Origin of the sequence: Pseudomonas sp. Pse1 (assembly GCF_024519635.1) — a bacterium.
Classification (GTDB): Bacteria; Pseudomonadota; Gammaproteobacteria; order Pseudomonadales; family Pseudomonadaceae; genus Aquipseudomonas.
Genome location: NZ_JALJRO010000009.1, coordinates 39,907 through 54,353, shown reverse-complemented (window position 1 = coordinate 54,353; position 14,447 = coordinate 39,907). Strand labels below are relative to the sequence as shown.

The window sequence follows — 14,447 nt, the reverse complement described above, 5'->3', positions numbered from 1 at the left end:
CGTCAGATAAAGGTGTCCACCGACACCCCGAAGCGCTCGGCCAGCCAGCGGACCTGCCTCAGGTTGAGCTGGCGCTTGCCGCTGAGTATTTCCGAGACCACCGACTGCGCGCCGACGCCAGGCAGCTCGCTTTGGCTCAGGCCATGCTCGCGCATCATGTAGCGCAAGGCATCCACTCCACTGGCCAGCGGCATTGGCCGGTGTTGCTGGTCGTAAGCTTCGATCCAGTCGCTGAGGATGTCCACCAGGCTCATTAGCGGGCTGGTTTCATCCTCTCCCACCAGCTCCAGCAGCTCATCGAGGGCGGTCACCAGCACATCGTAATCTGCTTCATTCTTCGGTTTGCGCAGCAGTGGCGCGATGAAGTGCCAGTGCTCCGCAGCTTGCTTGATCAGAACGCTCATCGACGCTCCTCCTTCCATTGTCCCTTGTCATATTCACAGTGATCCAACACCTGCTTGATATACAACCGCTGTGCCTTGAAGTGCACCACGGCTATCAGGCGCAGCTTGTTCCCGCCGATATCGAACACATGCAGTGAGCCCACTCTGTCCGTTGCCGGAAACATCGCCTTCAATTGCGCGAAATCCCGAGGGTTGTTGCGCTTGACCAGGCGGTACCACTGATCCAGTGCAGTCGCGGACTGAGGCCACTGCGCCTTCGCTTCCCAAATACGCTTCTCGGTAATCACATGCATGCAATCTCCATATCGCACTTTGCTATGTCGCAGTTAATCACAATCCACATATATCGCAATATGCGATTGTGCAAGGCTGACCAACGGTGTGGCTTGGACTCTCACCAGCCTAGGCACTGACCGCAGCGACACTTGATTGAAATTGTCAGGCGTTGTCTCCAGATAGGGGATATCCGCCTTTGATTGGACCCCTGCCATGACCGACCCACTGCTCATCCCCTGCCCGCACTGCAACGGCCTCAACCGCATTCCCGCTGAACGCCTGGGTGACCAACCCAAATGCGGGCGCTGCAAGGCCGAGGTGTTGTTGAACAAACCTTTCGATTTGAAGCAGAACGATTACGCCAGCCAGATCAAGGGCGATCTGCCGTTGCTGGTGGATGTGTGGGCGGACTGGTGCGGGCCGTGCAAGTCCTTTGCGCCGATATTCGCGCAAGCGGCCGGGCAGTTGCAGGGGAAATGCCGGTTGGCCAAGCTCGACAGCGAGGCCAATCAGCAGTTGTCGGCGCAACTGGGCATCCGTTCAATCCCCAGCCTGATCCTGTTCAGAAATGGCCGCGAAGTGGCGCGCCAGAGCGGGGCGATGCCATTACCTCAGTTGCTGGCCTGGTTACGCAGCCAGGGCATCTGATCCGCAGCGGCGAATCAGGAATGCTCGAGCAGATTGTGCAAGTCGACAAACTGCTGGGTCAGCTTGTGCCGAGGGTCCAGGTGGATCAACGGCATGTTGGCCTGGTGTGATTCGCGCATCCGCACCGAACTGCCCAGGTACACCGGCAACACCGGTAAACCTTCGGCAATCAACTCGTCGAGCATTTGCTGAGGCAGACTGGCGCGGGCCTGGAACTGGTTGACCACAATCCCTTCCACCTGCAGGCCTTCGTTATGGTCCTCTTTCAACTCTTCGATTTCCGCCATCAGGCCATATAGCGCCTGGCGGGAAAAACTGTCGCAGTCAAAGGGGATCAGCACGCGATCGGCGGCGATCAACGCCGAAACCGCGTAAAAATTCAGGGCGGGCGGGGTATCGAGGTAGATCCGGTCGTAGTCTTCCGACAATTCTTCGAGCAGTTTGCGCAGCTTATTGATCTTGTGCTTAGCCTCGAGCTTGGGCTGCAGATCGGCAAGCTCCGCCGTAGCAGTAATCACATGCAGGTTATCGAACGGGGTTTCGTAAATATCCACCCGGTTTTTCTTGGAGAACGGCCCGGACGACAGGGTTTGCTTGAAAAAATCGGCAATGCCCATCGGGATGTCGTCGCCGGTCAGGCCCGTGAGGTATTGAGTGGAGTTGGCCTGGGCATCGAGATCCACCAGCAGGGTGCGATAGCCCTCGCTGGCACTGACCGCCGCCAGATTGCAGGCAATACTGGATTTGCCCACGCCACCTTTCTGATTGAACACCACGCGCCGCATTGCAAAACCTCCGTGTATCAAAGAATGATCGAGTGTAGTAGCCGACTGCACTGCTTAGCTACCTCGACGAGATACGGACTACAGGGTCAATTACATTCTTTGCAGAAAAATCAGTGATTTCGTCATTTCCCCCCGGATGTACCGGGCAGATTTTGCCAGCGCAATGTGGATAATCGTCCATCCTCAGCGGTTTGAGAACGCTGATCATCCATTGAACAAAATGTAACCAACATTTGCTACACACCAACGGCACCGGGATAATGCGCGACACTCGGCCCTCGTGCCACGCAAGGTCAATCGCCAGTCGAAACGACTCACCGCGTCAAACAAGCCCGCAGGGGCGGGATGAATTTCACGTGATCACATTCAGCATCGCCCAATGGCGCGCCTGGGCCCCTGGGCTCGAAAGCGTGGACGACTGGCAGGCTTGGTGCCGACAACCGGTCAAGCTGGCGAGCAGCGATGCGGCGCCCGATGTGTCCTTTCTTCCTGCCATGCAACGCCGACGCCTGAGTCGCCTGGCGCGGATGGCGTTCAGCGTCGGCTGGCCGCTGGCGGAGGGCCTCGACGCGCTGCCCCTGGTGTTCGTTTCCCGCCACGGCGAAACCCCGCGCACTTTCGAGATTCTCAGCGACCTGGCCGCCGAGCAGCCCTTGTCACCCACGCAGTTCAGCCTCTCGGTGCATAACGCAATCATTGGCCTGTGGTCGATCATGCGTGGCGAAACCAGCGAAATGACCGCACTGGCCGCCGCAGGCGATGGGCTGGAGCACGGCATGCTCGAAGCGGTGGCGCTGCTGGACGAAGGCGCACCGGCTGTCTTGCTGGTGATCAGCGAAGACCAGCCGCCAGAAGCTTACTCGCCGTGGATCGACGACGTGCCCTTTCCCTATGCCGTTGGCCTGTTGATAACCCCCGGAAATGACTGGCAGCTGACCCTGAACAGCTCACCCGATCCGTTGTCCAACGCCCACTGGCCGCACGCGCTGAATCTGCTGCAGACCCTGCTCGGCCAGCAGACTACCTGCCAACATGCCTGGAAAAATCGTGTATGGACCTGGCAACGCAACCCGTGACCGAGAAAAACCGCGACGCCTATTACTGGCGGCTGTTGGCGACTGCCGCGAGCTTTGCCCTGTTCGGACTGGGCGGTCTGTGCCTGCGCCTGGTGGTTTTCCCCGTGCTAGGGTGGCTGCCCGGTGACGCCCAGACGCACCGCCAACGGGCACGCCAGATTGTCAGCTGGCTGTTCTGGTGCTTTGTGCGCTTTATGGCCCGAACCGGCGTACTCACCTATGAAATCCAGGGCGCTGAGCGCCTGGGCCGTCCCGGACAAATGATCATCGCCAATCACCCGTCGCTGATCGACGTGGTGTTCCTCATCGGCCTGGTGCGACACGCCAACTGCGTGGTCAAGCAAAGCCTGTGGGACAATCCTTTCACCCGCACTCCGCTACGCTGCAGCGAGTACATCAGCAACGATGGCAGCATGGATATGCTCAATACGGCAGCCGAAGCCCTGAAAAGCGGGCAAACCCTGATCATTTTTCCCGAAGGCACCCGCACCCGGCCCGGCCAGCCGCCGGCGTTTCACCGCGGTGGCGCGGCCATCGCGCTGCGCGGTGCAAGCGTCCTGACCCCAGTAATCATCAAGGTCAACCCCAGCACGTTGACGAAAGCCGAGCCCTGGTACCGGATTCCCGTCCGCCGCGTGCACTTCAGCCTCCGCGTCGGCGCCGATATCGATCCGCAGGCCTTTGCCAGTGCAGGCTCTGCGCCGCAGGCCTCGCGCAAGCTCAATGACTATTTGCACCATTACTACATTAAGGAGCTCGCCACAGATGAGCGATCTGAACCGTGATTTGAAACAACTGATCATCGATGCCCTCGGCCTTGAAGACATGGCTGTCGAGGACATCAATGACCAAGACCCGCTGTTCGGCGAAGGACTCGGCCTGGACTCGGTGGATGCGCTTGAGCTGGGTCTGGCCATCCAGAAAAAGTACGGTATCAAGATCGATGCCGACGCCAAGGACACCCGCAATCATTTCAGCAACGTGGCGAGCCTTGCGGCGTTCGTCACAGCAAAACAGGCAGCTTGAGACCGGACCATGCAAACTCGTGACGATATTTTCAACACCCTTCGCGATGCCCTGGTCGAGCTCTTTGAACTGGACCCGGCGCGCGTGAGCCTGGAATCCAACCTGTATCAGGACCTGGAAATCGACAGCATCGATGCCGTCGACCTGATTGACCACATCAAGCGCCAGACCGGCAAGAAAATCGCCGCCGAAGAGTTCAAGTCGGTGCGTACCGTCGGCGATGTGGTCGAGGCGGTCTACCGTCTGGTTCAACCGGCCGCATGAGCCAATTGATCGGCCTTGGCCTGCTGCTCGCGGGCCTGCTGTACCCCTTTGCGGTGTATTACGGCATGGCGCATTTCGCCCCGTGGCAGTTCGCCTTGCTGCTGGGCGGTCTGTGGCTGGCCAAGGCCCTGGCCGGTAAACGCCAGCCAGGCAGCCTGTGGATGGCCGGTGCGGTCATTGCCTTTTGCCTGTTGCTGGCACTGTTCGACAGCCCGGATCTGCTGCGCTGGTACCCGGTACTGATCAGCGCGCTGATGCTCGGTCTGTTCGCCGCTAGTCTGAAATATGGTCCGCCAATGGTCGAACGCCTGGCCCGCTTGCGCGAGCCGCAGTTGCCGCCGCGAGCGGTTGTCTATACCCGCCAGGTCACTTGGGCCTGGTGCGTATTTTTCCTGGGCAACGGTTTGTGCGCGGCCGCGCTGACTCTCTGGGCGCCGCTGAGTTGGTGGACGCTGTATACCGGCCTGATTTCCTACGGATTGATCGGCCTGATGTTTGCCATTGAGTGGCTCATTCGACAACGGCTACGAGGCCAGCCATGAAGTGGATCAAACTTGAGCAATTGCTGCTCAAGATGCCAATGTCCCGAACCGTGACCACTAGTCCGGCGCTGGACCATACCCAGTTGTGCGAACAGGCCCTGAGCCTGGCTGCCCATCTGCAGGCCCAGGGCGTGCAGTGCATCGCCGTGCATCTGGAAGACGCCGCCGACCTGGCGATTGCCCTGCTTGGCGCCTGGCGGGCCGGGGTCGGCGTGCTGCTGCCCGCTGACCTGCAAGCGCAAACCCGTCAACGCTGGTCCAGCGACATCGATCTGTGGCTGACCGACCAACCCGGCGATGCCCGCCTGACCGACTGCCAAGCCTCACCCCTGGCCCCCGCGCTACTGGACCTCGACCGTTGCCAGTTGAGCCTGTGCACCTCCGGCTCAACCGGCGAACCCAAGCGTATCGATAAATCCCTGCGCCAACTGGCCAACGAAGTCGAAGCCCTGGAGCTGCTGTGGGGCGCCGACCTGGGCGACGCCTGCCTGATCGGCAGCGTCGCCACGCAACACATCTACGGCCTGTTATTTCGGGTGTTGTGGCCCCTGTGCGCCGGACGCTCCTTCGTGCGTCGGCAACTGGCCTTCCCCGAAGACCTGCAACGCGCCAGCCTCGACCACCCGGCATTTGCCTGGGTCGCCAGCCCGGCACTGCTTAAACGCATGGGCGATAACCTCGATTGGCCGGCCTTGAGTGCGGTGCGCCGGGTGTTCTCCTCCGGTGGGGCCCTGCCCGAGGCTGCCGCGCAGAGCTTGCATGAACGCTTGCAGCAGTGGCCGACGGAAATTCTCGGCAGCTCGGAAACCGGCGGCATCGCCTGGCGCCAGGGACAGCCGCTGTGGCAGCCCTTCGCCGGCATCACGCTGAGCCAGGACAGCGATGGCGCACTGCTGATCGCCTCGCCCTACTTGCCAGCCGGACACATCGAACACACGGCCGATGCCGCGCGAATCACCACTGACGGCCGCTTCGAGCTGCTGGGGAGGCTGGATCGTATCGTCAAGCTGGAAGAAAAACGCATTTCATTACCCATGCTGGAACAGGCCTTGGTCACCCACCCTTGGGTCGCCGAAGCACGTTTGGGGGTGGTGCAGGAGAATCGTGCGTCTCTCGGCGCCGTGCTGGTCCTGAGCGAATCGGGCCTCCACGCGCTGCGCAATGGCGGGCGCCGCGGCCTGACTCAGGCCCTGCGCCAGCATCTCAGCCAATATTGCGAAAGCCTGGCTCTGCCTCGGCGCTGGCGCCTGCTGCGGCAACTGCCGTTGAATGCCCAGGGCAAACTGCCCCAGCGCGAGGTCGACGCCCTGCTGTTGGCGCCGCGCACCAAGGCCCCGGAAGTCCTCGAACAGTCGCAAACCGAAGGCGAATGGAACCTGCAACTGGCCGTCCCTCCCGACCTCGCCTATTTCACTGGCCACTTCCCCCAAGCCCCGGTGTTGCCTGGCGTGGTGCAAGTGGACTGGGCGATGAATCTGGGCCAGCAATTGATGAGCCTGCCGCACGTATTCGCCGGCATGGAAGTGCTGAAGTTCCAGCAACTGGTACGTCCGGGCGATGAAATCCAGTTGCACCTGCGCTTCGATGCCGAGCGCAGCAAGTTGTACTTCACTTACCGCAATGCCACCGCCACCTGCTCCAGCGGGCGGATTTTGCTCAAGGCGGCGGATGATGCATAACCCCTGCGCGGTGATTCCGGTCTACAACCACGAAGGCGCGATTGCGACCGTGGTCGATACGCTGCTGGCCAATGATTTGCCATGCATCCTGGTAGACGATGCCAGTCACCCTTCCTGTGCCCGGGTACTCGACGGCCTGGCCAAACGTGACCGGGTGTTCCTGGTCCGGCTCGCAAGCAATCAGGGCAAGGGCGCTGCGGTCATGTGCGGCCTGCGCGAAGCCTCGCGCCTGGGCTTCAGCCACGCCTTGCAGGTCGATGCCGACGGCCAGCACGACCTGCAGGACGTGAAGCGATTCATCGAACACTCCAGGCGCCACCCCGACGCGCTGATCTGCGGCTATCCGCGGTACGACGCCAGCGTGCCCAAGGGCCGCCTGTACGCCCGCTACCTGACCCACGTGATGGTATGGATCAACACCCTGTCTCTGCAGATCCGCGACTCGATGTGTGGCTTTCGCGTGTACCCGCTGCCGCCGACCCTGGCCCTGATCGCCTCGGCGAACATTGGCAAGCGCATGGATTTCGACTCGGACATCCTGGTGCGCCTGGCCTGGCGCAATCAGCCCATGCAGTGGCTGCAAACCCGCGTGCATTACCCGCTGGACGGGGTGTCGCATTTCCGCCTGTTCCACGACAACGTGCTGATTTCCAGCATGCACACCCGGTTGTTCTTCGGCATGTTGTTGCGGTCGCCGCTGATCCTCTGGCGCCGGTGCCGAGCATGAATCGTCCGCTGGACAAGCAGCACTGGGCAGACCGCAAGGAGCGCGGCAGTTTCTGGCTGATGAAGTTCACCGCAGTCGCCGCCAAAGTCCTTGGCCGCCGCCTGCTGAGCCCGCTGCTCTACGGCATCGTGCTGTACTTTTTCCTGTTCGGCCGCAATGCCCGCCAGAGCATCTGGCAATACCAGCAACGCCTGGCCGACTGGAGCCGGCGTGACCAATTGCGTCCCAGCCATTGGCGGGTATTTGGCCAGTTCATGGCCTTCGCCGATTCGATGCTCGACAAGCTCGACGTGTGGAATCGCAAGTTGGGCATCGAACAGATTGAAATCCACGACCCAGCCTTGCTGCGCACTCAACTGCGTGGCGCTCGCGGGCAACTGCTGGTCGGCGCGCACCTGGGCAATCTCGAGGTCTGCCGCGCGCTGGCGGAAATCGGCGAACGGGTCACCATGAACGTGCTGGTGCACACCAAGCACGCCGAACAGTTCAACCGCCTGCTGGGTGAAGCCGGGGCGACCCATTTGCGGCTGATTCAAGTCAGTGAGCTCGATCCACTGATCATGCTGCAACTGCACGAACGCCTGGAGCGCGGCGAATGGCTGGCGATTGCCGGCGACCGCGTGCCGCTGCACGGCGGGCGCAGCGTGACGGTGGACTTCCTCGGGCATCCGGCGGCCTTTCCCCAGGGCCCGTGGCTGCTGGCCGGACTGCTGAAATGTCCGGTGAACCTGCTGCTGTGCCTGAAAAAGCCCTCCGGCGGCTATCGACTGACCCTTGAACCCTTTGCCGATGCGGTGGTCTGGAAACGCAGTGAGCGCGAGCAGGTCATTCATCAGTGGGCTTCGCGCTACGCCGAGCGGCTGGGTCACTATTGCCTCGAAGCGCCCCAACAGTGGTTCAATTTCTACCCTTTCTGGAAGACCGATGACGACGCCAACGCTTGAGCCGATCACCTTCGGCGAACTCCCTTTGCGCATCGAGAACGTGCTGGCGCTGGCCCGGCAGAGGGCACCGGCCCGCCTGCAAGCGGACAGCGCGTTCCGCGAGCGCATCGCCAAGGGTGCGCGATTCCTCGATTCGCTGCTGGACAAGGAAGGCGTGATCTATGGCGTGACCACCGGCTACGGCGATTCCTGCGTGGTGGCGGTGCCGCTGCATCACGTCGAGGCGTTGCCCCGTCATCTGTACACCTTTCATGGCTGTGGCCTGGGCAAGCTGCTTGACCCGGCAGCCACTCGCGCGGTGCTGGCGGCGCGTTTGCAGTCGCTGTGCCAAGGCGTCTCCGGGGTACGCGTGGAACTGCTGGAGCGCCTGCAAGCGTTTCTCGAACACGACATTTTGCCGCTGATCCCGGAAGAAGGCTCGGTGGGCGCCAGCGGCGACCTGACGCCCCTGTCTTACGTCGCGGCGACGCTCTCCGGTGAGCGTGAAGTGCTGTTTCGCGGCGAGCGCCGTACATCCGCCGAGGTCCATCAACAACTGGGCTGGACGCCGCTGGTGCTGCGCCCCAAGGAAGCCCTGGCGTTGATGAACGGCACGGCCGTGATGACCGGCCTGGCCTGCCTGGCCTTCGCCCGCGCCGACTACCTGCTGCAACTGGCCACGCGCATCACCGCATTGAATGTGGTCGCTCTGCAAGGCAACCCGGAACATTTCGACGAGCGCCTGTTCGCCGCCAAACCCCATCCCGGGCAAATGCAGGTCGCCGCCTGGCTGCGCGCAGACCTGGCGATCAATGCCCCTACCGCCCCGCTGCACCGCCTGCAGGACCGCTATTCCCTGCGTTGTGCGCCCCATGTGCTGGGCGTGTTGGCAGACAGCCTGAACTGGCTGCGCTCGTTTATCGAGACCGAACTCAACAGCGCCAACGACAACCCGATCATCGACGCCGAGGCCGAGCGCGTCCTGCACGGTGGGCACTTCTATGGCGGGCATATCGCCTTCGCCATGGACAGCCTGAAAAACCTCGTGGCCAACGTCGCCGACCTGCTCGACCGACAACTCGCGCTGCTGGTCGACGAGCGCTACAACCATGGATTGCCGAGCAACCTGTCCGGCGCCAGCGCCGAGCGGGCCATGCTCAACCACGGTTTCAAGGCGGTGCAGATCGGCGCCAGCGCCTGGACCGCCGAAGCGCTGAAAAACACGATGCCAGCCAGTGTGTTCTCGCGCTCCACCGAGTGCCACAACCAGGACAAAGTCAGCATGGGCACCATCGCCGCCCGCGATGCGCTGCGAGTGCTGGAATTGACCGAACAGGTCGCGGCGGCCACTTTGCTTGCGGCCAACCAAGGCGTCTGGCTGCGCAGCCAGGTCGAGGATGCCCGGCCTTTGCCGCCAGCCCTGGCCGCCATGCACGAAGCGCTCGGCGAGGACTTCGCGCCGGTGATCGAAGACCGCGCTTTGGAAGGCGATTTGCGTCTGTGCCTGCAACGAATCGGCGAACAACACTGGAGGCTGCATGCGTAGCAAGGGAGTGCTGCACAGCGACACGCAGATCCGCGTGCCGTTCTTCGACGTCGACAGCATGCACGTGGTCTGGCACGGGCATTACGTGAAATACCTGGAAGTCGCGCGCTGCGCCTTGCTCGACCAGCTCGGCCACAACTACCTGGCCATGCAGGAGGCGGGCTATGCCTGGCCGGTGATCGACCTGCAGCTGCGCTATGTGCGCGGCGCGGTGTTCGGCCAGGAGCTCAATGTGCGCGCCAGCCTCGTGGAGTGGGAGAACCGACTGAAGATCAATTACCTGATCAGCGATCTGAGCACAGGCGAACGGTTGACCCGCGCCAGCACCGTGCAGGTGGCGGTGGCGCTGGACAGTCGGGAGATGCAGTTGGTGTCGCCGAAGGTGTTGATTGATGCCGTGGAGAGGGCTTTGCAATGTTGAGAGCGGTGATGGGGCACCAGCTAGTCCGGGGGGTTCTTGAGTTTTTCGCGAGCAGGCTCGCACCGACAGGGGGCGTGGTGATTGCACTGTTGATGCCCGCCTTGGCCCAGGCCTTCGACTTGCAGCAGTTGAGCGAGCAGTTGGCCAAGCCGGCGGTGATCCACGGTAACTTCGTCCAGGAAAAACACCTGCGTGCCCTGCCGCAGCCGTTGACCAGCAAAGGCAACTTCGTCCTGGCCAAGGACCATGGCTTGCTGTGGTTGTTGAAAACGCCCTTGCAGCAGGATTACCGCATCACCCCTCAAGGCATTGCCCGCCGCGAAGGCGATACCTGGCAACAGCTGCCCGGAAAAAGTGCCGGGGCCGAACAGAACCGTTTGTTCCTTGCGGTGCTGCAAGGCGACAGCAGTGGTCTGCAGCGGGATTTCGAGCTGGCCTTGAACGGCGACGCACAACACTGGACTTTGACCCTGGTCCCGCGCTCATTGCTGCTCAAGCAGGTGTTCAAACAGATCAACATCGATGGCGGTGTCCTGGTGCAACGCATCGAACTGCTGGAAGCTCAAGGCGACAGCACCGTGCTGCGCATGCTCGACAGTACCGACAGTCAACCCTTGAGCGACGCGGAGCAACATGACTTTGCCCAGTGAGCGCAAGCTGCCCTGGCTGTTCCTCAGCCTGTTGCTGGCTGTGCTCGCGATGGGTGCCTGGCAATGGCGCGATGGTGCTCCGCTGTCCGCCAACCTTCTGGAACTGGCTCCCGGCACTGCCCCAGACGCCCTCGAACTGCGCGCCGAACAGCGCATGCAGGAGCCGCTGAATCGGGAAATGCTGGTGCTGGTCGGCCACCAGGACCGCAGCCAGGCGATCCACATGGCGCAAACCCTGGGCGAACAGTGGCAGGCCAGCGGTCTGTTCGAGAAGATCCAGTGGAACCTCCAGGCCGATCTGCCGGCCCTGCGTGAACAGCTCCTGCGCGGGCGCCTGGCAATGCTTTCAGAAGCAGATCGGGAGCAACTGATCGAACATCCCGAGGCCTTTATCGAGCAACGGGTGCAGGCTTTGTTCGACCCCTTTAGCAGCTTCAGCCTGGTGCCCAGCCAAGACGACTGGCTGGGTCTCACCGGACGCATCCAGAACAGCCAGCCTCGGCGCGGCGCGGTGCAACTGGACCTGGGCAGCGGCGCGTTGATCGCCGATGCCGACGGCAAGAGTTGGGTGCTGCTGCGTGCCCGCACCCGCGGCGACGCCTTCGACATGAACCTGCCACTGCAGGTGGCCGGACTGCTGGAAAGCAGCCGGCAGCAGGCAGCCAAATCTGATGTGCAACTGCTGGCGGCCAGCGGCCTGCTGTACGCCGCCGCCGGGCAGCAGCAAGCCACTCGGGAAATCACCTGGGTAGGCGGCGGTGCAACTCTGGGGATTTTGCTCCTGCTGTTGCTGGCGTTCCGTCACTGGCGGGTGCTGCTTGCATTCATTCCGGTACTGGTGGGCATGCTGTTCGGCGCGGTGGCCTGCGTGGCGCTGTTCGGGCGCATGCATGTGATGACCCTGGTGCTGGGGTCGAGCCTGATTGGCGTGGCCGTTGACTACCCGCTGCATTACTTGTCCAAGAGCTGGAGCCTGAAACCCTGGCGCAGTTGGCCGGCCTTGCGCCTGACCCTGCCCGGGCTGACCCTGAGCCTGATCACCAGTTGCATTGGCTACCTGGCGCTGGCCTGGACGCCCTTCCCGGCCCTGACCCAGATCGCCGTGTTCTCCGCCGCCGGGCTGCTTGGCGCCTACCTATCGGCGGTGTGCCTGTTGCCGGCACTGCTCAAAGGTGTCGAGTTGCGCCCGGCGCAATGGCCGCTGCGCATCTGCGAGGCCTTGCTCAATCTGCGTGAAGCCCTGCTCAAGCACCTGCGCACCCCGCTGCTGTTGGCCCTGCTATTGGCCTTCTGTGTCGGCGGACTGCTGCAATTGCGCACTCACAACGACATTCGCCAATGGGTCGGCACCCCCGAGCAACTGACCAACGAGGCGCGGACTATCGCGCAGATTACCGGCTACAAGCCCACCAGCCAGTTCTTCCTGGTGCGCGCCGCCGACCAGCAGCAACTGCTCGAACGCCAACACGCCCTGAGCGAGCGCCTGCAGCAACTGGTCGCCCTGGACAAGCTCGAAGGCTACCTGAGCCTCGATCAACTGCTCAGCACGCCCGCCGATCAGCAACGTCTGCGCGAGGCCCTGGCCAAACTGCCACAGCACTGGCAGCCGCTGCTGCAACTCGGCGTGCCGGAGGCCGCGTTGCAGAGCGAACTGATGGCCCTGCAGGCGCTCCCCGACGAGGACATCGACGCCGCGCTGCAAGGCCCCCTGGCCGAACCCTACCGCACGCTGTGGCTGGGCCAGACGGCCGACGGGGTGGCGGCAACAGTGAGCCTGCAAGGCCTGAACGATTCATCGCTGCTGCGCTTGCAAGCCCTGGATATGCCCGGTGTGGAGTTGGTGGACCGCCTTGGCGACCTGAACAAAGTCTTTGCCGCCACCCAGATCAGCGCCGCCGAACTGAAGCTCGCCTCCTGCGTGCTGATCGTCCTGGTGCTGCTCCTGCCCTTCGGGCTTGGTGGTGCCACGCGGATTGTCGCCCTGCCGCTGCTGGCCGCCCTGTGCAGCCTGGCCAGCCTCGGCTGGCTGGGACAACCGCTGACGCTGTTCAGCCTGTTCGGCCTGTTGCTGGTCACGGCCATCAGTGTCGACTACGCGATCCTCATGCGCGAGCAGATCGGCGGCGCCGCCGTGAGCCTGTTGGGCACCCTGCTGGCGGCGCTGACCACCTGGCTGTCGTTCGGCCTGCTGGCGATTTCCAGCACCCCGGCAGTGAGCAACTTCGGCCTGTCGGTGAGCCTCGGCCTGATGTTCAGCTTCATGCTCGCGCCCTGGGCCGGACGCCAGTCGCATGCCGCGTCACTGGTGGAGCCAGCGGCATGATAATCGCCCTGTTCTGGCTCATGGCTTTGGCGCTGTTCGCGATGGCGACCCGTATCGGCAAGCGCTTCGGCCTGATTCCGATCGTCAGCCAATTGCTGCTGGCAACCTTCGGCCTGCCACTGCTGATGTACTTCTGGATCGAGCCCGGCTGGCACCTCAGCGGCGCCGAACTGATCGCCCCGGATTGGCTGAAAAACCTCTACAGCCTGGCGTTCGCCCTGTTGCTGGGGCATATCCTCAGCGACGTGATCGACCTGCGCCTGGATCGCCAGAGCCTGAAAATCGCCCTGCCGAGTTTCGTCATCCCCTTCGCCTGCGGCCTGGCTACCGCTATCTGGTTATTGCCGACACAGCCGTGGATCAGCTCGCTGGCGGTTGGGCTGTTGTTCGCCATTACCGCGATTCCGGTGCTGTACCTGTACCTGCGGCATATCGACTATCCGCCGGCAGCCACTCGGCGCCTGGTACAAACCGCAATCCTCATCGACCTGACCTGCTGGACCCTGTTCGCCCTGGCCCAAGGCAGTCTGCACCTGAGCAGCCTGTTGCTGCCGTTGCTGGCCGGCTGCACGCCGCTGTTGTTGCGCCTGCTGGGCCTGCGCAGGCCACTGATCTACTGTGCGGGTTTCTTTGCGCTGCTGGTGGTGGCCGAACACTACCGGCTCAACGCATTGATTGTGGGCATCGGTTACCTGCTGTGCATGGCGACCCTGAAGGTGCCGTTCGTGCCGCCCCTGCCCGCCGCCCTCATGACCGCCCTGCAGACCTGGATCGCGATCCCGCTGATCCTCACCTTCGGCATTGTGCAGATCAATGTGCACAACGCGCTGGACAGCCTTGGCTGGCTGCAACTGGTGGCCCTGTTACTGCTGCCGATTGCCAGCAAACTACTGGGCAACTGGCTCGGCCTGGGTTGGGCCGGAGAGTCTTTCGCCGGCGCCAGCCGCTGGCGCGAAAGCGTGCTGCTGAACATTCGCGGCTTGAGCGAGATCGTCTTTCTCAATCTGTTGCTGCAACAACAGCTCATCAGTGGTGCGTTGTACTTCGCGCTGATGCTGATGGGCCTCGCCGCGACGCTGCTGCCGGCCCTGCTCGGTCTGCAGCGTGCGCCCCTGAACAGTGCCACTGCGCCAAGGAATCCAAGTGTCCCTCACTGA

The 14,447-nt window shown here is 62.6% G+C and carries 17 protein-coding genes; 14 read left to right on the top strand and 3 right to left on the bottom strand.

Translation table 11 applies throughout. From position 1 onward, the window contains the following. Nucleotides 1-2: 2 nt before the first annotated feature. Both NR126_RS15210 and NR126_RS15205 read right to left on the bottom strand, forming a co-directional pair. Nucleotides 3-404 (bottom strand): type II toxin-antitoxin system HigA family antitoxin, encoded by a 402-nt coding sequence (locus NR126_RS15210; protein ID WP_027617462.1) that lies wholly within the window; start codon nt 402-404, stop codon nt 3-5. After that, on the bottom strand, nt 401-697 hold the full coding sequence (locus NR126_RS15205) for a type II toxin-antitoxin system HigB family toxin (RefSeq protein ID WP_027617461.1): 297 nt from the start codon (nt 695-697) through the stop codon (nt 401-403). Before NR126_RS15205 ends, NR126_RS15210 begins: the two co-directional genes overlap by 4 nt. A 196-nt stretch (nt 698-893) precedes the next feature. Between NR126_RS15205 and trxC the strand changes: the two genes are divergently transcribed. Further along, nucleotides 894-1,328: a thioredoxin TrxC gene (gene trxC / locus NR126_RS15200; protein WP_256830554.1), complete on the top strand. Its 435-nt coding sequence runs from the start codon at nt 894-896 to the stop codon at nt 1,326-1,328. A gap of 14 nt (nt 1,329-1,342) precedes the next feature. Here trxC and NR126_RS15195 read toward each other — a convergent pair whose 3' ends face one another. After that, nucleotides 1,343-2,113: a ParA family protein gene (locus NR126_RS15195; protein ID WP_027617459.1), complete on the bottom strand. Its 771-nt coding sequence runs from the start codon at nt 2,111-2,113 to the stop codon at nt 1,343-1,345. A 356-nt stretch (nt 2,114-2,469) separates the two neighbouring features. Here NR126_RS15195 and NR126_RS15190 point away from each other — a divergent pair, with 356 nt between their 5' ends. The 13 genes from NR126_RS15190 to NR126_RS15130 are packed head-to-tail and all read left to right on the top strand — an operon-like array spanning nt 2,470 to nt 14,447. Next, nucleotides 2,470-3,189, top strand: a complete 720-nt coding sequence (locus NR126_RS15190; protein ID WP_027617458.1) for a beta-ketoacyl synthase chain length factor — start codon at nt 2,470-2,472, stop codon at nt 3,187-3,189. Next, a complete protein-coding gene (locus tag NR126_RS15185; protein WP_256830552.1) occupies nt 3,165-3,974 on the top strand; it encodes a 1-acyl-sn-glycerol-3-phosphate acyltransferase in 810 nt (269 codons plus the stop codon). Before NR126_RS15190 ends, NR126_RS15185 begins: the two co-directional genes overlap by 25 nt. Next, on the top strand, nt 3,955-4,215 hold the full coding sequence (locus NR126_RS15180) for a phosphopantetheine-binding protein (protein WP_027617456.1): 261 nt from the start codon (nt 3,955-3,957) through the stop codon (nt 4,213-4,215). Before NR126_RS15185 ends, NR126_RS15180 begins: the two co-directional genes overlap by 20 nt. A gap of 9 nt (nt 4,216-4,224) precedes the next feature. Beyond that, nucleotides 4,225-4,479 carry an acyl carrier protein gene (locus NR126_RS15175; RefSeq protein WP_007909503.1) on the top strand — a complete coding sequence of 85 codons (255 nt, stop codon included), beginning with the start codon at nt 4,225-4,227 and terminating at the stop codon, nt 4,477-4,479. Then, complete coding sequence (locus NR126_RS15170) at nt 4,476-5,021, top strand: membrane protein (protein WP_027617455.1); 546 nt, start codon at nt 4,476-4,478, stop codon at nt 5,019-5,021. The genes NR126_RS15175 and NR126_RS15170 overlap by 4 nt, the downstream gene beginning before the upstream one ends. After that, nucleotides 5,018-6,700 (top strand): acyl-CoA synthetase family protein, encoded by a 1,683-nt coding sequence (locus tag NR126_RS15165; protein ID WP_256830550.1) that lies wholly within the window; start codon nt 5,018-5,020, stop codon nt 6,698-6,700. The genes NR126_RS15170 and NR126_RS15165 overlap by 4 nt, the downstream gene beginning before the upstream one ends. Further along, nucleotides 6,693-7,427, top strand: coding sequence for a glycosyltransferase family 2 protein (locus tag NR126_RS15160; RefSeq protein WP_256830548.1), 735 nt, complete (start codon nt 6,693-6,695; stop codon nt 7,425-7,427). Before NR126_RS15165 ends, NR126_RS15160 begins: the two co-directional genes overlap by 8 nt. After that, entirely contained in the window at nt 7,424-8,371 is a 948-nt protein-coding gene (locus NR126_RS15155) for a glycosyl transferase (RefSeq protein ID WP_027617452.1), read from the top strand. Before NR126_RS15160 ends, NR126_RS15155 begins: the two co-directional genes overlap by 4 nt. Further along, the gene (gene hutH / locus NR126_RS15150) at nt 8,352-9,896 is read left to right on the top strand and encodes a histidine ammonia-lyase (RefSeq protein ID WP_256830545.1); all 1,545 of its coding nucleotides are present in this window, start codon (nt 8,352-8,354) and stop codon (nt 9,894-9,896) included. The genes NR126_RS15155 and hutH overlap by 20 nt, the downstream gene beginning before the upstream one ends. Beyond that, nucleotides 9,889-10,317: a thioesterase family protein gene (locus NR126_RS15145; protein WP_027617450.1), complete on the top strand. Its 429-nt coding sequence runs from the start codon at nt 9,889-9,891 to the stop codon at nt 10,315-10,317. The genes hutH and NR126_RS15145 overlap by 8 nt, the downstream gene beginning before the upstream one ends. Continuing rightward, nucleotides 10,311-10,967 carry an outer membrane lipoprotein carrier protein LolA gene (locus NR126_RS15140; RefSeq protein WP_105754036.1) on the top strand — a complete coding sequence of 219 codons (657 nt, stop codon included), beginning with the start codon at nt 10,311-10,313 and terminating at the stop codon, nt 10,965-10,967. The genes NR126_RS15145 and NR126_RS15140 overlap by 7 nt, the downstream gene beginning before the upstream one ends. Beyond that, the gene (locus tag NR126_RS15135; RefSeq protein WP_256830543.1) at nt 10,951-13,290 is read left to right on the top strand and encodes an MMPL family transporter; all 2,340 of its coding nucleotides are present in this window, start codon (nt 10,951-10,953) and stop codon (nt 13,288-13,290) included. Before NR126_RS15140 ends, NR126_RS15135 begins: the two co-directional genes overlap by 17 nt. Next, nucleotides 13,287-14,447: a sodium:proton antiporter gene (locus tag NR126_RS15130; protein WP_256830542.1), complete on the top strand. Its 1,161-nt coding sequence runs from the start codon at nt 13,287-13,289 to the stop codon at nt 14,445-14,447. The genes NR126_RS15135 and NR126_RS15130 overlap by 4 nt, the downstream gene beginning before the upstream one ends.